The following is a 20607-nucleotide window of genomic DNA, read 5'->3' on the forward strand; positions in this document are numbered from 1 at the left end:
GCATCCACGATCCTCCCGCAACGACGCGGGAGGCGGAGGACACTCATGCCCCGAACCCCGCACAGCCCACGACACCCGCGCCGTCTCGTCGCGGTGTCCACCGTCGCCGCCGCCCTGGCCGGCATGGCCCTGACCGCCCCGGTCGCCGAGGCGGCGACGCCCCGGCTCACCGTCGATCTGGGGAAGACCACCGGCGCGGTGATGCACGGCGCGAACGGGACGCTCTACGGTCTCAGCGACGACGGCGTCCCCGGCGACAACCTGCTCGACCCCCTGCACATGACCACCATCGTGCAGAAGGCCCCCGACGGTCTGCAGCACCCCAACGGCGACGCGCTGACGGTCAAGCCGGCCTACGACCGCAGCGGCGGCGGCGACGTGTACATCTACATGCAGGACTACTACGCCCAGTGGCCCTACGAGAACCTCGGCCTGGACGACTACCTGGCCAAGGTCGACACCATGGTCCGCAAGGTCGCCGCCCGCCCCGACGCCGACGACTTCGTGTGGGTGCCGTTCAACGAGCCCGACGGGAACTGGTACGGCGGTCTGGGCAGTTCCGACACCGCCACCTACACCAAGGCCCGCGACCGTTTCGAGAGCGACTGGGCCACCGTCTACCAGAAGATCCGGTCGATCATCCCGGGTGCCAGGATCGCCGGGCCCAACGAGACGCACTACGACACGCGCCTCATGAACGACTTCTACCCCTGGGCCAAGGCCAACGGCGTGCTGCCGGACATCACCACCTGGCACGAACTCGACCCCGGATCCCTGTCCAGCTTCAAGACCACGCTGGCCGCCTACCGGACCCTGGAGAAGAACACCGGCATTCCCGAACTCCCGGTCAGCATCAACGAGTTCGCCAACCGCCGGGACCAGTCGGTGCCGGGCCAGATGGTCCAGTGGCTGTCACTGTTCGAGCGCAACAAGGTCTACGCCGACCAGGCGTACTGGAACATCGCCGGCAACCTCAACGACAACGCCGTCCAGACCAACATCCCCAACGGCACCTGGTGGCTGCTGCGTTGGTACGCGGGTCTGAGCGGCAGGACCGTCGAGGTCACCCCGCCGCAGGCCGACACCACCGACACGCTCCAGGGCATCGGGTCGCTGGACACCGGCCGCAAGCAGGCCCAGGTACTGCTGGGCGGCACTTCCGGCAACGTCGACACCGTGCTGCGGCACATCCCGGCCTCCTTCGGCCGCAAGGTCAACGTGACCGTGGAGCGCGTGGGTTGGAGCGGCTACGAGGGCGCGGCCGCCGCACCGGGCGTGGTCTCCCGCACCACCGCCGCGGTCTCCGCGAGCGGCAGTGTGACCGTGCCGCTCACCGGCCTCGACCCGATGGCCGCCTACCGTGTCACCGTCAACCCGGCCGGCAAGGGCGCGCCCGCAGCGGCGAGCCTGCCCTGGTCGGCGTCGTACGAGGCGGAGAACGCGGCGATCACCGCCGGCACGATCTACTCGCAGGGTTCGCGGTCCAACCCCTACGGCTTCGCCACCTCCGGCACCAAGGACGTCGGCAGCCTCAACCAGCCGACCAGCAAGGTCGCGTTCACGGTCGACGTCCCGAGGACGGGCACCTACGACCTGGACGTCTTCTACGGCAACCAGTCCGGCACGCCCTCCACCCAGACCCTCACGGTCGACGGGGGCGCGCCGGTCACCCTCACCTACGGGTCCACCCTGAACTGGACCTACCGCTCCATCGTGCGCACCCCGGTCACCCTGACCGCGGGCACCCACACCCTGACCCTGGCCAAGGGCACCAGCGAGGTGACCCTCGACAAGATCGACCTGACCGCGTCGGTCACCCCGCGGGACATCTACCCGGCGACGTACGCCGACATCAGCGGCTCCCCGTCGTACGACTACCGCGACTCGGGCACGAGTGGCGCCGGCGCGCTGGTGCTGGACAAGGGTGACAAGGCCGTCTTCGACGTCGATGTCCCGGCGGACGGCTACTACTCGGTGCGTGCGGACTACTCGGCCACCGGCCCCGGCACGCTGAGCCTGGACGGCGCGACCGCCGCCACGCTGCCCCCGACGAAGGGCAAGGGTTCCGGTACGACGCTGCGTGTGTACCTCACGGCCGGCAACAACCGGGTGACCGCGGCGGTCCCGGGATCCGGCAGGCTCACCATCGGCGATCTGACGGTGACGGGCGCGCCCGGTACGCAGGGCGTGACGGCCTACGAGGCGGAGGACGGCCTCCTCGCCGGGACCGCCGCGGTCGCCTCCAACACCTGGACCTCCGGCGGCAAGTACGTCGGGTACATCGGCGACGGGCCGGGCAACACCCTGACCCTGAAGGTGAACGCCGCGAAGGCCGGGCGGTACGTCATGAGCGTGCGGTACGCCAACAACGAGCTGGCCGGGTCCGGGAACTACAACACCAACGTCGTCTCGCGGGCGGCCGACATCACGGTCGGTGACACCACTCAGCGGGTCATGTTCCGCAACAGCTACAGCTGGTCCAACTTCTGGTACCTGCCGGTGCCGGTCACGCTCAAGGCCGGCAGCAACACCGTCACGTTCGCCAACGCCTCGGCCTACGTGCCGGACATCGACCGCGTCACGGTGGCACCGCTGAACGGCTGACCGCGCTTCGGCCGGGGCCCGGCGGGGTCCCGGCCGACCCTCCGGCCCCGGCCGGCCGGGCATCGTCACGGCACCCCGAGTTCGAACAGGGCGTAGCCCGCGTACGAGCCGGAGGCCAGGGCCGCTGTGCCGAGCAGGGTGTACAGGTGGAACGGGCCGAGGCGGCGCAGGGCCAGGGCGGCCGGGACGAACAGGGGGAACAGCGGCAGCAGATAGCGCGAGACGTTGCCGAAGATCTGCTGGCTGCCCAGGACGAGAACGAGGGTGAGGACGGTGTGGACCGTCAGAACGGCCGGGGGACGGATCCGGAACAGCAGCGGGAGGAGGACGAGCGCGAGCAGGACGACGCCGACGCCGATCATGTCCGCGAACGGCCAGGCGAAAAGGTAGTCGGAGCGGCCCACCGGGACCGAGGTGAGGACGTCGAGGGTCTGCCGGCCGAAGTCCCATTCATGGGCCCAGGCCCCTGACTGGAGCCGGAAGTAGCCGGTGTAGTCACCCATCCGGTGGCCGACCCAGCCGAGGTAGGCGAGCAGGCCCAGCGGAGCGAGCGCCATCGCGGCGATCGGACGCCGGATGCCGTCCTCGCGGCGGTGGAGCGCGAGCAGCGCGGCGACGACGACCGCGGCGATCAGGGCCACGGCCGTGGGCCTGTTGAGCCCCGCGGCACAGGTCAGCAGACCGGCGGTGAGCCACCGGCGGCTCATGACGGCATGGCAGGCCCACACGGCCAGGGCGACGTACAGGGAGTCGGAGTAGACCGCCCACTCCACGCCGGAACCGGGCCACACGGCCCAGAGACCGGCCGCGGCCAGCCCGGCCCGCCGGCCGCCGAAACGCTCCGCCACGGCGTAGATCCCGAGGGCGGCGGCGAAGGACGCGAGGATCGAGACGAGCAGGCCGGCGCCGTACGGGCCGAGGCCGGTCAGCTCGGAGACGAGCCGCATCAGTGCCGGGTAGAGCGGGAAGAACGCCGCCGAGTTGCCTTCGAGGGTGATCAGGCCCGTGGCTCCGGGGACCGGGACGAGCTGGGGGTGGTACCCGTGCTCGGCGATCTGCTGGTACCACCAGCCGTCCCAGGTGGCCAGGACGTCCCAGGGGTGGGTGCCGCCGCCGAAGCGCGGGTTCTTCCTCCGGTAGTCGCCGGTGGAGTGCAGCAGGTACATGAAGGCACCGAAGCCGATCAGCTTCAGCGTGCCGTACATGAGCAGGACGGGTCCGTGATGCGCGGCCGTACGGCGCAGTCGGCGCCGACGGCCGGATGTGCGGGGCCGGTCGGGGGCGGGTGGCGGCGGGAGTCTCGCGTTCCAGGTCCAGGTCCGGGGGGCCGTCGTAGGGGTGATGGTTTTGTTCATGCGCGGAAGACCCACATCCGGAACAGCGTGAAACGCAGCAGTGTCGCGGCCAGGTTGGCGGCGAGGAGCACGAGGAGTTCGGTGTGGTGGGCGGCCGCGGGCGCCTCGTGGTGCAGGACGGCCAGCGATCCGGCGGTGAGCGCCAGGCCGATCAGGAAGACCACCAGGCCCCTGCCCTGGTGTCGCAGGGCGTGGCCGCGACCGCCGTGTCCGAAGGTCAGGCGCCTGTTGGCGGCGGTGTTGGCGACGGCGCAGACCAGCAGCGCGAGGGCGTTCGCGGTCTGCGCTCCGGTCAGGGGACGCAGCGCCGCGTACAGCAGAAGATTCGCGAGGGTGCTGACCGCTCCCACGGCGCTGAAGCGGACGAGCTGGCGCATCGGCCCGTCCGTCACCTCGGCCGTACCGCGCCCCAGTACGGCGGCCGGCCGGAAGGCGCCCCGGCCGAGCGCGCCGCCGATCCTGAGGATGCCGCGCAGGTCGGCCAGCGCGGTGGCGAGGAGGTCGACCCGGCTGTCGGGGTCGTCCACCCAGTCGACCGGCACCTCGTGAATGCGCAGGCCCGCCCGCTCGGCGATGACCAGCAGCTCGGTGTCGAAGAACCACCCGGAGTCCTGCACCAGGGGCAGCAGCCGTTCGGCCACGTCCCGGCGCACGGCCTTGAATCCGCACTGGGCGTCGGAGAAGCCGACGGCCAGGGTGGAGCGCAGCAGGGCGTTGTAGCAGCGGGAGGTGATCTCCCTCTTGGGACCCCGCACCACCCGGGAGCCCGGGGCCAGGCGGGTCCCGATGGCGATGTCGGAGTGCCCGGAGATCAGCGGGGCGACGAGCGGCAGCAGCGCGGTCAGGTCGGTGGACAGGTCCACGTCCATGTACGCGAGGACGGGTGCCGGCGAGAGCGACCACGCGTGGCTCAGCGCACGGCCGCGGCCCTTCTCGGCCAGTCTCAGCGATACGACCTCGGGGAACTCCTCCGCCAGCCGGCCGGCCCGCTGCGGGGTGCGGTCGGTGCTGGCGTTGTCGGCGACGGTGATCCGGAAGGGGTAGGGAAAGGTCTCCCGCAGATGAGCGTGGAGCCGCCGCACGCTCGGTTCCAGGTCCGCCTCTTCGTTGAAGACGGGCACGACCACGTCCAGGACGGCCTCCGGATGGTGCGTCGGGACCGGTGCGCGGCGCGGGAGGCGGCTCTCGTCCCGCACGTGAAGTGGCCCGGTTTTTCTCATGGTTGATCCTCTTTTGCGCGCTTGGTCAGGGCATGCTGAAGACACTTGGGGCGAACGGGGGCGTGTTCGAGGGTTACGGCGTGACCAGCGAGGACGAGACCGACGGGTACTCGCTGTTCCACGTCGCCGTCCCCGTGGGCGGGGGCGACGTTGAGGCCGAATTCGAGTTCGAGTTCGATGAGGGGGTCGCGCCGGACGTGCTCCCCGTCGTGACCGGCGCGGTGGGCGGTCCCGTGGTGACGGGGTCGAGGTCCGTGCGACCGGGTAGTCCGGTCGTGGCCGAGGAGGACGGGGGGCTCGGCGAACTGCTGGGCGTCCCGGGCGGCGAGGATGTCCACGGTGTCGTGGTGAGGGTGGGGAGCGGGTCGTGATCCGCCGGTTCCACCTGGGACGGTTCGTGGGGCAGCAGGAACAGCCCGAGACACAGGCCGGCGACGGCCAGCACGGAGCCGGCGGCCCTGCGGGCGGCCCGGACGCGACCGCGGTGACGCACTCCGGCCCGCAGACGCTCCCGGTGCCTCGGCTCGAAGGCGGTCGGCTCGTCGGAACCCCGCATCATCCGGGCCAGTTCCCGTTCGAAGTGATCCATGGGGCCCTCCTTCACTGGACCGGCTCGATGACGTCGGCCAGGAGTCGGCGCAGCCGCGCCACTCCCCGGGCGGCATGGGACCGGGCGGTCCCGACCGGGCAGCCGAGCGCCTCCGCCACCTGTCCTTCGGGGAGGTCCTGGTAGTAGCGCAGCACCACCGCGACCCGCTGCTTCGGAGGCAGTTGGTTCAGCGCGGCCTCCAGCCGGGACCGCTCCGCCACGTCCGCGGAGACGTCCCCGGCCATCGCCGTCTCGGGCAGCTGCTCGACGGGGCGTTCCCCCCACCAGCGGCGTCGGCCCGCGCGTGCCGCCGCACGCACCATCACCTTGCGGACGTAGGGCTCCGGCGCGTCGTCGGCGACCTTGGCCCACACGAACCACAGCTTGACCAGGGACTCCTGCACGAGGTCCTCGGCCCGGTGCCGGTCGCCGCCGACGAGGAGCCGGGCGAGGTGGATCAACGCCGACCAGCGGGCCGCGACGAACGCGTCGAACTCACCGGCCCGAGCCTGCTCCATCCGCACTTTCCCTGCTTTCCGTGGTTGCCTACACCTGGGGAAAGGCACTGGACCGTGGCTCGCGCTGCACTCGCGGGGCGTGATCTGGGTCACGGGAGGCCAGAGGGGCAACCGGGACCGGCAACTCGTCGCCCTGCGACCGGCGTTCGAAAGGGCCCTGCCGCGGTGCGGCAGGGCCCCTCTTGCGCGTCCCGGCGGGAAGGTCAGCCGAACAGGCGGCGCTGGATCTCCCGTCGGTAGTCCTCCAGCGTCCGGTCCAGGTGTACGGCCGTGGCCTCGGCGGCCTCGTCGGGCTTGCCGTCGCGAATGGCCCGGTAGATCGCCTCGTGCTCCTCGACCGCGGCCGCGGTTCCCTCGTTGAAGCTGTCGTGGATGCCGATCGCACTGGACTGGCGCTGCAGTCGGCGGGCGTCGCGCACCGCGCTGCCGAGGAAGGTGTTGTGCGAGGCCGCGGCCAGCGCCGTATGGAAGTCGTCGTCGGCCTGGTTGAAGACGTCGACCTCGCCGTGGACGTACCCGTGCCGGCACTGCTGCATGGCCACCTCGATGGCGCGCAGTTCGGCGGGCGTGGCACGGGTGGCCGCGAGTCTCGCGGCCGCCATCTCCTGAACCCGGCGGAACTCGAACAGCATGAGCACGTGGTCGAGGTCCACGGGCCGGAAGAAACCGCCCCAGCGGCTGGTGACCAGCATGCCCTCGTCGTCGGCGACGAACAGTCCGCGCCCCTTGTGCGCCCGGACCCGGCCGAGCGCCGAGAGGATCTTCACGGCTTCCCGGACGACCGCACGGCTGGTGTCCAGTTGCTGGGCCAGGTCGTTCTCCGTGGGCATCCGGTCGCCGGGGACCAGACGTGACTCGGCGATGAACTCGAGGATCCGCTCCGCCACGACCTCGTAACCGGGCCGGTAGTCGCGCCGCTCCTCCGAGCCGTTCACCGCTGCTGTCACGGCGGGCGTGTCGTTCATGTGTCCTGCCTCCGAGTACCTGCGACGACGGTGACCGATCGGCCTTGAAGTCGCACTCATCGTACCCCAGCCCGGAATGAGTACTACTCATTCGAGGCCATCAATTGGCGATCGTCGGCGAGATTATGGGTGATAAAGCCGATAAGCCCGAGTTCTCAGGCGAAATCGGCGCCTCATCATGCGTGATCTGCCGGAAAAAAGCCGGACACACCCCTTGACGGAGTCTCGGATATGGCGGCTAATTTCTTCCGCGGCGGTTACGACAGAGCCGTCAGCCCTCACGCGAACCGAGTGGAGTCGCTCATGTCCGTCTACAAGCCTTCGGTCCGTCAGGAGACAGGGACCAGCAGGAGACATGCCGCATTGCTGGCGGGCTGCGCCGCCACCGTGCTGCTCACCGTGACCGCCTGCGGCGGCGGTGGCGGCACCAGCGGCACGACGAAGGACGGATTCGCCCAAGCCGCCCAGAACGACGGGGCGTTGACCGTATGGGTGGACGCGACCCGCATGGACGCCGCGAAGCAGTACCAGGCATCGCACCCGGACGTGAAGATGAACATCGTCAGCTACGACGGCGACGCCAACGGGTCCAACTACCTCCAGACGAAGGTCCAGTTGTTCAACCGCACCGGCAAGGGCTGGCCGGACGTCGTCTTCAGCTCCCAGAACAACGAGGCGAGCTGGGCCGTCGACGCGGGCTTCGCGGCGCCCCTGAACAAGGGCCTGGTCCCCGCCGCAACCCTCAGCGGGTTCGCCAAGGGCGCGAACGACGTCTGCACGGTCGACGGCACCCTGTACTGCCTGCGCAACGACCTCTCGCAGGCGGTGCTCTGGTACAACGCTCCGCTGCTGAAGAAGTTCGGCTACACCGTCCCCACGACCTGGGAGGAGTACCAGGCGCTCGGCGAGAAGGTCGCCAAGGAGCACCCCGGCTACCTCGTGGGCGACGCGGGTGACACCTTCACCCCCGAGATCTACATGTGGGCGAGCAAGTGCGGCGCCAACCACATCACCGGCCCCAAGGCCGTCTCCGTCAACACCACCAGCGAGGCCTGCACCAAGATGGCCAAACTGCTGGACGTGCTGATCAAGAACAAGTCCATGTCGATCAGCGGCGTCTTCAGCACCGACTTCGCCAAGAACGAGGCCGACAAGGTCCTGCTCATGCCCGGTCCGGCCTGGTACGGCGGCGCGGTGTTCAAGGACGGCCTCAAGACCCCGGCCAAGCAGATAGCCGTGGCGCCCATCCCGCAGTGGCAGGGCGACACCTCCCCCTCCACCGGCAACGTCGGCGGCGGCACCTGGCTGCTGTCCAAGCACTCCAGCCACCTCGAGGCAGCCACCGACTTCCTGAAGTGGGTCACCACCGACAACGCCTACCAGGGCGAGAAGGCGCCCGGCTTCCCGGCGTACGCGCCGGCTGCCGAGAACTGGCTCAAGGCGCAGGCCGCCTCCGGGTACTACGCCAGTGACCTCACGGCCCTCAAGGACGCCTCCTCGCAGGTGTGGTCCGACTGGGGCTCGGGCCAGTTCAGCCAGGAGGCCATCTGGGCCGCCACCGTCAAGCCCGGCATCACGCAGGGCAAGACCATCGAGTCGCTGCTGCCCGCCTGGCAGGACTCGATCGTCAAGTACGCCCAGGCCGACGGATACCAGGTCTCCAAGTGACCGTCACGCACTCCTCGGCCGGCTCTGTCCGGGGGCGCCCTCGCGGCACCTCCCGGCAGAGCCGGGCCGGCATGGCGTTCGTCGCCGGCTACGTGCTGCTGCTGATCGCCTTCGGCGTCCTCCCGACGTGTTACGCCATCTACTTCGCGTTCACGAACGCCGGCGGCGCCTTCACCGGCATCTCGAACTTCGTCACCACCGCGCAGGACTTCCGCTTCGTCGACTCCCTCGGCCACGTGGCCCTGTACCTCGTCTTCTGGCTCCTGTCGCTCGTGGTGTTCGTGGTCGTCCTCGCGCTCCTGCTGCACCGGCTGTCCTCGGGACCGGTCAGTCAGGCACTGCGCTTCCTCTACTACATCCCCGGCGCCCTCGCCGGTGCCGCGAGCGTCCTGGTGTGGCTGTTCATGCTCGACCCGACGGTCAGCCCGGTCAGCTCCCTGCTGGAGACGCTGGGCTTCCACACGTTCGGCGAGGTCATCGCCCCCGGCAACCTGGCGCTGCTGTTCACGATCATCGCGTTCTGGACCGGGGCGGGCGGCTGGATCGTCGTCATGTACGGCGCGCTCAACAACATTCCCAGGGACGTCATGGAGGCCGCCCGCATCGACGGAGCGAACGGCTGGCAGACCGCCTGGCGGGTGCAGATCCCCATGCTCCGCAAGTGGATCGTCTACATGGTGATCCTGGCCTTCGCGGGCGGCGCCCAGCTCTTCGTCGAGCCGCAGCTGCTCTCCCTCGCGAGCACCGGCGTGGCCGGCCGCGACTACTCGCTCAACCAGCTGACGTACGACTTCGCCTTCCAGATGAACAACATCAACGGCGCCGCAGCGGTCTCGGTGGAGCTCCTGGTCGTCAGCGTGTCGGTCGCCGGTGTCTTCGTCGCACGATCGGGGTTCTTCGATGCCGACTGAGACGCGAACCACTCCCCCTGCCGTCGCCGACGTGATGAGCCGAACGCGACCTGGAGAGCCACGAGCCCGCCACCGCCCCCCGCGGCACGTGACTTCCCGGCTGCTGGCGGGCTCCGTACTCACCGTGTTCGTGGTGTTCTTCGTGCTGCCGGTGCTGTGGCTGCTGCTCGCCGCGACCAAGACCGACCAGCAGCTGGTCCACGACCATCCGCTGTCCTTCGGATCCTGGCACGCGCTGAAGGCCAACTGGCACGCGCTCACCGCCTTCCAGGACGACGCCATCCTGCTGTGGCTGCGCAACTCCGCCCTCTACGCCGCCATCTCGCTGGTCATCACGCTCTGCCTGGCCATCCCGGCCGGGTACGCCCTGGCGATGACCGAGTTCCGCGGCCGCCGCACCCTGCTGATCGCGACCCTGGTCGTGATGCTGATGCCGAACGCCACGCTGGTGGTGCCGCTCTTCCTGGAGATCAACGCGGTGCACCTGATCGGCACGATGTGGTCGATCATCCTGCCGTACTCGTTCTACCCGTTCGGGGTGTACCTGACGTACATCTACTTCACCACCGCCGTGCCCAAGGACCTCCTGGCCGCGGCCCGGATCGACGGCTGCTCCGAGTTCGGTGTCTTCCGTCATGTGGCCCTGCCGCTGGCGACCCCCGTCATCGCGCTCGTCGGGTTCTTCAGTTTCGTCGCCAACTGGACCAACTACTTCCTGCCGTACGTGATGCTCCCCGAGAGCGACCAGATGCCGATCCAGGTGGGCGTCGGCAGTCTCCTCAGCAATGTTCCGTCGTTCAACCCGACCGTCGGTGCCCTCGCGATCCAACGCCCGCAACTGGCACTGGCGACGCTGGTGGCCATCACACCCGTCCTCATCGTGTTCCTGTTCGCCCAGCGCTTCCTGGTCAGCGGAATGCTCGCCGGCGCCACCAAGGAGTAACCGCTCTCATGTCCTTCCGCCCGCACCCCGACGCCTCCGGCGACCCGACACCCGATGTCCAGGCCACGGTCCCCTTGCTCGAACCGCCCGGCTGGGCCGTCGCACAGCGCGCCCTGTTCGACCTCCTCGACCACGCCTGGCGCCGCTTCGCCCGCGACTTCACCGGCCCCGACGGACGGCTGAACTACACCAGGCAGCTCACCACCCGCGACGGTGTCGACGACTTCTACGAGGTCTTCTTCAACTGGCCCCAGCTGTACCTCCTCGGCGGCGCCGACGACCTCCTGCCCGCCAGCGAGAAGCACTGGGAGGGCGTCACCAGGCAGCTGACCGAACTGGACATGCTGCGCGACGAGTACGAGCGCGGCTACGACTGGTTCCACCAGGGCGAGAGCCTGCTGCTGCTGTACTTCCTGTGCATGGCCGCCCCCGACCGCTGGCGTGAGCGCGCCCTGCGCTTCGCCGAGTTGTACGTCGACCCCGCCAAGGGCAACTACGACCCCGAGCACCGCATCATCACCCGCCCCCACAACGGCAGCGACCCCGAGCGCACCGGCCTGTTCGACGGCGACGTCTACCCCTGGCTCCAGAAGGAGGCCGACACCTACGGCTACCCGCTCGAATGGCTGCCCGAGGCCCAGGACGGCCCGTACCCGCTCTCGGCGGACCCGCGCCTCGGCGACCAGATGCGCGACCGGATGGGCGTCGGCGACACCACGATGAACCTCGCCGCGGCCGGACTGGTCCTCAACGCCTGGATCCTGTCCGGTGAGGAGCGCTACCGCGACTGGATCGTCGAGTACGTGGACGCCTGGCGCGAGCGCACCCGCGAGAACGGCGGCCTGATCCCGGACAACGTCGGCCCGGACGGAGTCGTCGGCAGCCTGCTGGAGGGTCGCTGGTACGGCGGCCACTACGGCTGGTCCTGGCCGCACGGCTGGCACAGCCTCGGCCACGCGGCCTGCGTGGCGGCGCTCGCGGCGGCCACGGTCACCGGCGACGACGACTACCTCTCCATGGTCGCGACCTCCCTCGACACCCTGATCGGCCACGCCAAGGTCATGCCCCACACGGAGGCCGACTCCAGCCTGCCCTCCAAGTGGGCGGTCGAACTCGGCCCGGACCGGCACACGCCCACCCTCCATCTGCCGATCCGCCACAACGACTCCGGCTGGTTCGACTACAACCCGGCCACACCCCCGGTACCGGTGGCCCTGTGGCACCACACCTCCTCCGAGGCCGACCGGGCCCGGTTGGAGGGGCTGCGCGAGGCGGACGGCATCGACTGGCGCACGGTGCGGCCGTTCCGGTCCAAGGAGGACTCCGGGCACGAGAAGGCGTGGTTCGCCTTCCTCGCCGGCGACGACCCCGACTACCCCGAGCGCATCCTCGCCACCGCCCAGGCCCAGATCCGGCACCGGCTGCGGCGCATCGACCGCTACCGCGACCTGGACGTGCCCGAGGCCGACATCCACGTCTGGCAGCTGAGCAACCCGGTGGTCACCGAGGCCCTGGTGCACCTCACCTGGGGCGGTCCGCAGGTGCTGTACCAGGGCGGTCTCCAGCAGGCCCGACTGCGCTACCACGACGCCGACGCCCGCCGGGCCGGCCTGCCCGCCGACGTCGCCGCACTGGTCAGCTCCATCGACCCCGAGGCGACCACCGTCGAGCTGGTCAACCTGGCCCCCGAGACCGACCGCACGGTCATCGTCCAGGCCGGCGCGTTCGCCGAGCACACCATCACCGGCGTCCGCTGGACGACCTGCACGGACGACGGCTGGATCGGCGACATGTACGACTACGGCCACTCCGAGCCGGTGGTCTCCGAGGCCGAAGTCCCGTACGACGGCCCCTACCTGACGGTCCGTCTGCCTGCCTCCACGCGCATCCGGCTCACCCTGCGGCTGGGGCTGCGCACCCGCACCCCCAGCTACCGCACGCCGTTCGACGCGTCCAACTCCCGCGACACGACAGGGGAATCGGCATGAAGCGCATCGCCCAGACCATCAGGCTCCGTCCCGAGCACCGCGAGGAGTACCTCCGGCTGCACTCGGCGGTGTGGCCCGGCGTCGAGGCCGCCCTGCTCCGGGCGAACATCCGCAACTACAGCATCTACCTCCACGGTGACGTGCTCTTCGCGTACATGGAGTACATCGGCGACGACTTCGCGGCGGACATGGCGTCCATCGAGGCCGACCCCGAGACCCGGCGCTGGTGGAAGCTCACCGACCCGTGTCAGGAGCCCTTCCCCGACCGGGGCGAGGGCCGCCAGTGGACCGAGCTCCCCGAGATCTGGCACCTGAGCCCGCCCAGCGACGACATCACCGCCTGAGCGGACTTGGACCCCCTTGTGAACGCACCCCTGCTGGTCGACGCCCACCACCACCTCTGGGATCTCTCCCGACGCCCGCAACCCTGGCTCGACGACCCGGCCGCGGCATCGATCCGCCGCACCTTCACCCCCGATGACCTGCGCTCCACCGCCACCCACCCCATCGCGGGCCGTCGACTGCACGGCACGGTCGTCGTCCAGTGCATCGCGGACGTCGCCGAGACCGAGGACCTGCTCGCGCTCGCCGAGCGGGAGCCGCTGATCCAGGCCGTGGTCGGCTGGGCCGACCTGACCTCCCCGGCGATCGGAGACGTGCTCGACCAACTGCTCGCCGGCCCGGGCGGGACGTATCTGCGCTCCCTGCGGCACCTGGTCCAGGGCGAGACCGACCCCAACTGGCTGCAACGCCCCGACGTGGAAAGGGGGTTGGGGGCGGCCCGCGATCGCGGACTGCGCTACGACGTCCTCGTGCGCGCCCACCAGCTCGACCAGGCGATCCGGCTCGCGGAACGCTTCCCCGACCTGCCCCAGGTCCTCGACCACGCGGGCAAGCCGGACATCGCCCGAAAGGACATCGAGGGCTGGGCACGTGGGATCCGACGGCTGGCCGCACACCCGCACGTGGTGTGCAAGGTCTCCGGGCTGATCACCGAGGCCGACCACACCCACTGGACCACCGCCGACATCCGCCCCGTCTGGGACGTCCTGGTCTCCGCCTTCGGCCCCGGGCGGCTGATGTTCGGCTCGGACTGGCCGGTCGCCGACCTGGCGGGCGGCTGGAACCGGTGGGCCGCCACCGTGGACGACCTGCTCACCGGCTGGAGCGAGAGCGACATCGACGCACTCCTCGCCGGGACCGCCACCGCGTTCTACGGCCTCGCGCCCGTCGCCGGACAGGGAGACACGAAGGCCCGAACGAGCTGAACCCACCCCCACCGAACGTCGCGCCGACCCCGCGCAGAACACAGCACCACGGATGGCTGCGCCGCCGGGCTCATCCACGGCCTGCTCGCCGACCACTCCCTGTCACGCGCCCTCAGGAGCATCTCTTGCACCGCCGAAAGATCCCTCACACCCCCGTCGAGGTCACCGAACTCGGCTTCGGCGCCTCGGTGATCGGCAACCTCTACCGGGTGACCGACGCCCATGGTGCCTCGGCCGCCCTCGACGCCGCCTGGGACGCGGGCATCCGCTGCTTCGACACCGCGCCGCACTACGGCCTCGGCCTCTCCGAACGCCGGCTCGGCGCCGCCCTGTGCGACCGGCCGCGCGAGGAGTTCGTCGTCTCGTCCAAGGTGGGCCGCCTCCTCGTCCCCAACGAGCACCCGCGGGGTGTCGACGACGAGGGGTTCGTCGTGCGGGACGACCTGCGCCGCCAATGGGACTTCAGCCGGGACGGCGTCCTGCGCTCCATCGAGGAGACCCTCGAACGCACCGGCCTGGACCGCCTCGACATCGTCTACCTCCACGACCCCGACGACCACTGGCAACAGGCCGCCGACGAGGCCATGCCCGCCCTGGCCGAGCTGCGCGCGCAGGGCGTGATCGGGGCGATCGGCGCCGGCATGAACCAGTCCGCCATGCTCGCCCGCTTCCTGCGCGAGACCGCCGCCGACGTGGTGATGCTGGCCGGGCGCTACACCCTGCTCGACCAGTCCGCCCTCGACGACGTCCTGCCCGCCGCGCAGGCCCACGGCAAGAGCGTCGTCGCGGTCGGCGTCTTCAACTCCGGCCTGCTCTCCCGGGACCGGCCCGCCGAGGGCATGAAGTACGACTACCAGGACGCCCCCACCGACATGGTGCGGCGGGCCCGGGCCATCGCCGAGGTGTGCGAGCGGTACGGCACCACGCTGCCGGCCGCCGCCATCGCCTTCCCCCTCGCTCACCCCGCGGTCGTCAACGTCACCCTCGGCATGCGTACCGCCGAACAGGTCGGGCGCAACGTCGAACTGCACGCCCAGGGTGTCCCCGACGGCCTGTGGGCGGAACTGCGCGCGCAGGGCTTGATCAGGGCGTGAACGTGGACTGACATGCCGCACCCACCACTCGGCGGCCGCCCCGTGAACGGGGCGGCCGCCGGGCGTTCGGTGCCCTTCGGTTCACTCGGTCACTGGATGGTCCACGCCTGGTTCGACTGGTTCAGTGCCATCCACTGGTCGATGGCGGCACCGTTGGCCGTCGAGCCGGCGCTGACTTCCAGGACCTGTCTGGTCTCGAAGTTGCGGATGACGTATCCGCCATTGATGGGCTCGAAGTACCAGAGCTGGTTGTTGCCTCCGTTGTAGGTGTACTGCTGCAGACCGGTCCCTCTGTAGTGCGTCGCGCCGTTGATGTCGAGGACCTTGCCGCTGCTCCTGCTGACGATCTTGTAGAGCTGACCGCTGACCTGGACGATGTTCCACTGCTGGTTGGTGCCGCTGTTGGCCGGCCACTGGACGACGCTCGCGCCGTCGGCGGTGGAGGCCTGGTAGACGTCCGCCAGCTGGCCGCTGTTGACGTTCTTGATGGTGTAGTACGTCGACGGGTTGACGTTCGGCGTGCCGGTCGCGTCCTCCAGCGCACCGCCGGCCTGCTGCACGCTGAAGTCGGAGAAGAAGAAGTAGGCGCCGTCGGTCTTGGCGACCCGCACATAGCGGAACTTCTGGCGGACGTCGATGTTCCCGGTCAGGGTGGACGCCATCGGCAGCGTCGTGGCGCCCTGGCGTCCCAGCACGGTGTAGGTGGCGAACGAGGGGTCGTTCGAGGCGCGGATCTCGAAGTTGCCGCGCGTCTCGGGCTGGTCGATGTCCTGGCGCATCGTCAGGGAGTACTGACCGAGTTGGTAGGCCTGTCCGAGGTCGACCTGCCACCAGGCCGAGGTGTCGGTCCCGGTCGGCGACCACCCGGTGGAGCTGTCGTTGTCGTTGCCCTTGGAGGCCGCCACACCCGAGTTCAGGACGGTGGACGCGGTCGCGGGCTTGTTGTAGGCGAGGTTGAACTTCGCCGCGAGGGACTGGTAGGCGGGCTCCAGCCCGGAGGCCTGGATCACCGACGTACCCGAGGTCGCGTTGCCGGACAGCGTCACGTTGCCGCCGTTGACGTTCTGGTTGATGAAGCCGTCCGTGTGCGACAGCACGTTGTTCGAGACGGTCATGTTGTTCGACCCCTCGTCCAGGTAGACGCCTGCCACCGCGGACCCGCAGGCGGCCGCACTCCGGACCACGTCGTGCACGTAGTTGTTGCTGATGACCGTGCCCGGGTCGTTGGAGAGATGGTAGATGCCGGCGGTGTCGCACAGCCGGTTCAGCACGTTGCCGATCCGGTTGTGGCTGATGCTGTTGTTGCCCTCGGCGTTGGCTGCGGACTGCCACCCCCAGCCGAGCGATATGGCGGCCCACGGGGCGTCGCTGATGTCGTTGTGGTTGATGGTGGTGCTGTTGACGAAGCCCGCGTTGATGCCGGCGGTGCCCAGGTAGTCCTCGCCGATCCGGGTGATCAGGTTGTCGTTGACGGTGACGTTCTTGACGACCTCGCGGGCGTCCTCACCCGCCGGGGACGTGGGCGGGTTGTAGACGGTGTGGTACTCGACCGTCGGGTCGGAGAACTTGCCCACCATGATGCCGTTGCCCGCGATGTCGTACACGGCGTTGCCGGTCACGCTGCTGTCGTGGACGCCGTGGTGCAGGTCGAGGGCGGTGGACCCCATCTGCGTGAAGGTGTTGCCGGTGAAGGAGACGCGGTCGGCGTCCGCGACGTGGACCCCGGCCGGCGGACGGTCGACGTACTGGTGGTTCGAGGGGTCGGCAGAGAGGTTGAAGTTGCCGCCCTGACCGTTGAGCAGACCGTTGTTGCTCGCTTCCGTCCAAGTGGTCCGGGTGAAGGTGATGCCGGAGAAGCGCAGGTCGTGGACCGGGGCGTCGAGGCTGGTGCCCTTGACCTCCACGAGAGTGGGCAGGGTGGGTGCCTGCACGGTGGCGGTGGACATGTCCTCGCCGGAGCGCGGCTTGTAGTAGACCGTCTGCGCGGCCGTGTCGACGTAGAACTCGCCCGGTTCATTGAGGAACTCGTGGGCGTTCTCGAAGTGCAGCGGGGAGCCGTTGGACAGGACCGGGAAGGGCCGCTGGAAGAGGATGCCGGCCTCGTGGTCCTGGAGGGAGACGTCGGCGGTGCCGCCCGCGGTGGTGAACGACTTCAGCCGCAGGTAGTTCTCCGCCCACTGGAGTTCCAGGTTCATCTCGACCTGGCTGAGGTTGCTCCAGTTGGAGATCTGCGAACTGAGCACCTGGAGCAGCTTGTTGGTCTTGTCGCTGCCCTGGAGCTGGAAGTCCGAGCCCAGGTCGGGGTACCGGGCGCGGGTGGCGCGCACTCCGTTGACGTACAGCTGGCGGAAGTTGAGGCTGCCCACGGAGGCCTTGTACTCGCCGTTCGAGGCGGCGGTCCAGCCGGTGATCGTTCTGCCGCTGCTGATCACGGGGGTCTCGCCGTTGTAGGCCTGGTAGACGACCGTGTGGCCGTTCGTGCCGGAGTCGCTCGTGCCCAGCGTGATCGGGCTGGTGAGGCTGTAGGTGCCGCCGCGCAGGTTCACGACGATGTCGTCGGACATGTTCGTGTTCGAGGCGCGAACGGCGGCCTGGGCCGCCTGGATGGTCCTGAAGGCAGCGGCGGTGCTGGTGCCGGAGTTGCTGTCGTTGCCGCCGGTGGGGTCGACGTAGAAGTTCGTCGTGGCCGCTTGCGCCGACTGAACCGGCACCAGGGTCGCGAAGACGACGATTCCGGCCGCGAGTGCCTTGGCCAGTCCGGCGCCTCTGTGCAGGGGTCTCATGTGCGGTGTCCTCTCTGAGCCACGTTGCTCATGAGTTGCATTTATCGTGGACATGCCGGATGCGAGTCAAGATATGTGAGGGGCACATTTTGAGGAGCCCGCTGATCAATTCCTGCAACAATGCAGGTAGATGACCTGAAGGAAGAGATCGGCTGGCCGGAATCAGCAAGAATTGACCAAGTCAAGCGATCAAGGATGAGTAGTACTTATTTCTTCGGGCGACCGCATCGGTTGAGCGAGACGCGTCGGGGCGCGATTCTGTAGGCATGGGCAACCAGTCCGACGTCTCCGGTGCGGCAGAGGACGCGGGCACCGGAGTACCCGAGGACTTCGCCGTCGTGATCGATGCCGGGCTGAGAATCATGGCGTGGAGCGCAGGCGCCCGGGCGCTGCTCGGACATGCGTCCGACGACGTCGTGGGCCTGCCGGCCGCCGAGCTGCTCGCCGCGGACCTGCCCCCCTCCGCCCGCCGGCACCTGTCCGCCGGGGAGCCGTGGACGAGCGACGTGGCACTGCGCCACCGCGACGGCGACCGGGTCCTCGCGCAGCTGTGCGGCACACCGTTGCCGGCCGGAGAGGCGGGCTCGCTCTGGCTCGTCACGGGCGCCGCGGCGACGTACGCCTCCGGTCCGGGCGAGGCGGACGCCGCTCAGCTGTGGGACCGGGCGCTCGCGCAGCTCCCGCTGTCCGTGGCCCTCTACGACCGCCAGGCCCGCTTCGTGGCCTGCAACCAGGTGATGAGCCGGGCCATGGGCATGACCAGCGACGAGATGAAGGGCCTGACCCTCACCGAGATCCAGGCGAGTCACGAGCCGATGGACCTTCTCCAGCGGGAGGTCATGCGCACCGGGGACGCGATCCACAGCGAGCAGGAGCCGGGCCGGGCGCCGGGCGAGCTCCAGGACCACGCCTGGTCGGTCTATCTCACCCCGCTCAAGGACCCCGGCGGCTCTGTGCAGGGCCTGTCGGCGCTGGTGATCGACACCACCGAGCAGTACTGGGCCCGGCGCCGCCTGGAGGTGCTCAACGAGGCCAGTACGCGCATCGGCAGCACCCTCGACGTGACGCGGACCGCGGAGGAGCTCGCCGAGGTGGCCGTCTCGGGATTCGCGGACTACGTCGTCGTCGACCTGCTGGAGTCCGTCGCCCGCGGAGAGGAACCGGAACCGGTCCCGCCCACGGGGCCGGTCGTACTGTCCCGCTGCGCCCACGCCTCGGTGCTTCCGGGCTGTCCCGAGGCCGCGGTGCCGGTGGGTGAGACGGCCACCCGGCCCGCGCACTCCCCGGCGGCCAGGGCCCTGCGCACCGGCCGGGGCACCCGGCTGCGCATGAGCGACCCCGTGCTGCGCGAGTGGCTGGCCGAGTCCCCGGCCCGCGGCGAGGCGGTTCGGCAGTTCGGGATGCACTCGGTGCTGCTGGTGCCGCTGCGCGCCCGTGGCATCACCCTGGGCCTGGCGTACCTGGTCCGGCACCGCACGCCGGAGGCCTTCACCGACGACGACCTGCTGCTGGCCGAGGAGATGGCCGCGCGGGCGGCGGTGAGCGTCGACAACGCCCGCCGCTACACCCAGGAACGCCGGACCGCCCTCGCCCTCCAGCGCAGCCTGCTGCCCGAGCGATTGCCCGCACCGGCGGCGGTGGATCTCGCCCACCGGTACCTGCCGGCCGGTTCCGCGAGCGGGGTCGGCGGCGACTGGTTCGACGTCATCCCCCTGTCCGGGGGGCGGGTCGCCCTCGTGGTCGGTGACGTGGTGGGCCACGGCATCCACGCCTCGGCCACAATGGGCCGGCTGCGCACGGCCGTACGCACCCTCGCCGACGTCGATCTCGCCCCCGACGAACTGCTCACCCAGCTCGACGACCTGGTCGTCAGACTCGACCGACAGGAGGGCCCCGACGCACGGGGACTGCCGAGCGGGGCTTCGGGAGAGGTGGGCGCCACCTGCCTGTACGCCGTCTACGACCCGGTCTCCTGCACCTGCCGCATGGCCCGCGCGGGACATCCGCCGCCGGCGCTGGTGGCCCCTGACGGAACCGTGCGGTACCTCGACGTGCCCGCCGGCCCGCCCCTGGGGGTCGGAGGGCTGCCGTTCGAGGCCGTCGAGGTCGAACTGGACGAGGGCAGCGTGCTCGCCCTCTACACGGACGGGCTGATCGAAGCCGCCGACCATGACATCGACCGGGGGCTCGGCCTGCTGCGGGACGCGCTGGCCCATCCGCCCTCGCGCCTGGAGGACCTCTGCGACCAGGTGGTCCGCAAGGTGATACCCGCCGCTCCCGCCGACGACATCGTGCTGCTCCTGGCCCGCACGTCCGCGCTCGACGCCGACCGGGTGCACACATGGCGGCTGCCCACGGACCCCGCACTCGTCGCCGGGGCCCGCCGCGAGGCCGGCGAACAGCTGGCCGCGTGGGGTCTGGACGAGCTGGCCTTCGCCACCGAACTGATCGTCAGCGAACTGGTCACCAACGCCATCCGCTACGGCAGCGCGCCCATCGAACTGCGCCTGCTGCGCGGCGACACCCTCGTCTGCGAGGTCTCCGACGGCAGCAGCACCGCCCCGCACCTGCGCCGGGCCCGCTCCTTCGACGAGGGCGGACGCGGACTGCTGCTCGTCGCCCAGCTCGCGGAGCGCTGGGGCAGCCGCCAGACCGCCACCGGGAAGACGATCTGGGCGGAGCTGCCGCTGCCGGACTGAGT

At 70.0% G+C, this 20607-nt stretch carries 15 protein-coding genes; 10 read left to right on the plus strand and 5 right to left on the minus strand.

Annotation, left to right across the window (positions count from 1 at the left end):
• Positions 1-45 precede the first annotated feature (45 nt).
• On the plus strand, positions 46-2604 hold the full coding sequence (locus tag AC2XR2_RS01070) for a CBM35 domain-containing protein (protein WP_491513943.1): 2559 nt from the start codon (positions 46-48) through the stop codon (positions 2602-2604).
• Between the two features lie 65 nt (positions 2605-2669).
• On the opposite strand, the gene AC2XR2_RS01075 is transcribed toward AC2XR2_RS01070, so the two are convergent.
• Complete coding sequence (locus tag AC2XR2_RS01075; protein ID WP_449353538.1) at positions 2670-3809, minus strand: glycosyltransferase family 39 protein; 1140 nt, start codon at positions 3807-3809, stop codon at positions 2670-2672.
• Between the two features lie 146 nt (positions 3810-3955).
• Positions 3956-5179, minus strand: a complete 1224-nt coding sequence (locus tag AC2XR2_RS01080; protein WP_491513944.1) for a bifunctional glycosyltransferase family 2/GtrA family protein — start codon at positions 5177-5179, stop codon at positions 3956-3958.
• An 80-nt stretch (positions 5180-5259) separates the two neighbouring features.
• On the opposite strand from AC2XR2_RS01080, the gene AC2XR2_RS01085 reads away from it, so the two are divergent.
• Entirely contained in the window at positions 5260-5550 is a 291-nt protein-coding gene (locus tag AC2XR2_RS01085) for a hypothetical protein (RefSeq protein WP_491513945.1), read from the plus strand.
• A 229-nt stretch (positions 5551-5779) separates the two neighbouring features.
• On the opposite strand, the gene AC2XR2_RS01090 is transcribed toward AC2XR2_RS01085, so the two are convergent.
• Positions 5780-6286, minus strand: a complete 507-nt coding sequence (locus tag AC2XR2_RS01090) for a SigE family RNA polymerase sigma factor (protein WP_330269293.1) — start codon at positions 6284-6286, stop codon at positions 5780-5782.
• A 203-nt stretch (positions 6287-6489) separates the two neighbouring features.
• The gene (locus AC2XR2_RS01095) at positions 6490-7251 is read right to left on the minus strand and encodes a FadR/GntR family transcriptional regulator (RefSeq protein ID WP_381307346.1); all 762 of its coding nucleotides are present in this window, start codon (positions 7249-7251) and stop codon (positions 6490-6492) included.
• Positions 7252-7554: 303 nt separating this feature from the next.
• Between AC2XR2_RS01095 and AC2XR2_RS01100 the strand changes: the two genes are divergently transcribed.
• From AC2XR2_RS01100 to AC2XR2_RS01130, 7 genes are all read left to right on the plus strand, one after another.
• On the plus strand, positions 7555-8919 hold the full coding sequence (locus tag AC2XR2_RS01100) for an ABC transporter substrate-binding protein (RefSeq protein ID WP_491513946.1): 1365 nt from the start codon (positions 7555-7557) through the stop codon (positions 8917-8919).
• Positions 8916-9830 carry a carbohydrate ABC transporter permease gene (locus AC2XR2_RS01105; RefSeq protein ID WP_491513947.1) on the plus strand — a complete coding sequence of 305 codons (915 nt, stop codon included), beginning with the start codon at positions 8916-8918 and terminating at the stop codon, positions 9828-9830. Before AC2XR2_RS01100 ends, AC2XR2_RS01105 begins: the two co-directional genes overlap by 4 nt.
• An 88-nt stretch (positions 9831-9918) precedes the next feature.
• Positions 9919-10773 carry a carbohydrate ABC transporter permease gene (locus AC2XR2_RS01110; RefSeq protein ID WP_491513948.1) on the plus strand — a complete coding sequence of 285 codons (855 nt, stop codon included), beginning with the start codon at positions 9919-9921 and terminating at the stop codon, positions 10771-10773.
• An 8-nt stretch (positions 10774-10781) separates the two neighbouring features.
• A complete protein-coding gene (locus tag AC2XR2_RS01115; protein WP_491513949.1) occupies positions 10782-12761 on the plus strand; it encodes a DUF8034 domain-containing protein in 1980 nt (659 codons plus the stop codon).
• Positions 12758-13105 (plus strand): L-rhamnose mutarotase, encoded by a 348-nt coding sequence (locus AC2XR2_RS01120; protein ID WP_449353512.1) that lies wholly within the window; start codon positions 12758-12760, stop codon positions 13103-13105. The genes AC2XR2_RS01115 and AC2XR2_RS01120 overlap by 4 nt, the downstream gene beginning before the upstream one ends.
• Before the next feature lie 18 nt (positions 13106-13123).
• Positions 13124-14029: an amidohydrolase family protein gene (locus AC2XR2_RS01125; RefSeq protein WP_491513950.1), complete on the plus strand. Its 906-nt coding sequence runs from the start codon at positions 13124-13126 to the stop codon at positions 14027-14029.
• A 125-nt stretch (positions 14030-14154) separates the two neighbouring features.
• On the plus strand, positions 14155-15123 hold the full coding sequence (locus tag AC2XR2_RS01130; protein ID WP_491513951.1) for an aldo/keto reductase: 969 nt from the start codon (positions 14155-14157) through the stop codon (positions 15121-15123).
• Positions 15124-15212: 89 nt separating this feature from the next.
• On the opposite strand, the gene AC2XR2_RS01135 is transcribed toward AC2XR2_RS01130, so the two are convergent.
• Positions 15213-17906, minus strand: coding sequence for an RICIN domain-containing protein (locus AC2XR2_RS01135; RefSeq protein WP_491513952.1), 2694 nt, complete (start codon positions 17904-17906; stop codon positions 15213-15215).
• Positions 17907-18172: 266 nt separating this feature from the next.
• On the opposite strand from AC2XR2_RS01135, the gene AC2XR2_RS01140 reads away from it, so the two are divergent.
• The gene (locus tag AC2XR2_RS01140; protein WP_491513953.1) at positions 18173-20605 is read left to right on the plus strand and encodes an ATP-binding SpoIIE family protein phosphatase; all 2433 of its coding nucleotides are present in this window, start codon (positions 18173-18175) and stop codon (positions 20603-20605) included.
• Positions 20606-20607 lie beyond the last annotated feature (2 nt).

The organism is Streptomyces sp. LS-MS-L19, from assembly GCF_058382285.1.

Coding starts and splice junctions, on each gene's coding strand:
- AC2XR2_RS01075 (WP_449353538.1), bottom strand. CDS start 3,809: ATGTACGGCACGCTGAAGCTGATCGGCTTCGGTGCCTTCATGTACCTG.
- AC2XR2_RS01140 (WP_491513953.1), top strand. CDS start 18,173: ATGGGCAACCAGTCCGACGTCTCCGGTGCGGCAGAGGACGCGGGCACC.
- AC2XR2_RS01080 (WP_491513944.1), bottom strand. CDS start 5,179: ATGAGAAAAACCGGGCCACTTCACGTGCGGGACGAGAGCCGCCTCCCG.
- AC2XR2_RS01070 (WP_491513943.1), top strand. CDS start 46: ATGCCCCGAACCCCGCACAGCCCACGACACCCGCGCCGTCTCGTCGCG.
- AC2XR2_RS01115 (WP_491513949.1), top strand. CDS start 10,782: ATGTCCTTCCGCCCGCACCCCGACGCCTCCGGCGACCCGACACCCGAT.
- AC2XR2_RS01090 (WP_330269293.1), bottom strand. CDS start 6,286: ATGGAGCAGGCTCGGGCCGGTGAGTTCGACGCGTTCGTCGCGGCCCGC.
- AC2XR2_RS01120 (WP_449353512.1), top strand. CDS start 12,758: ATGAAGCGCATCGCCCAGACCATCAGGCTCCGTCCCGAGCACCGCGAG.
- AC2XR2_RS01100 (WP_491513946.1), top strand. CDS start 7,555: ATGTCCGTCTACAAGCCTTCGGTCCGTCAGGAGACAGGGACCAGCAGG.
- AC2XR2_RS01095 (WP_381307346.1), bottom strand. CDS start 7,251: ATGAACGACACGCCCGCCGTGACAGCAGCGGTGAACGGCTCGGAGGAG.
- AC2XR2_RS01135 (WP_491513952.1), bottom strand. CDS start 17,906: ATGAGACCCCTGCACAGAGGCGCCGGACTGGCCAAGGCACTCGCGGCC.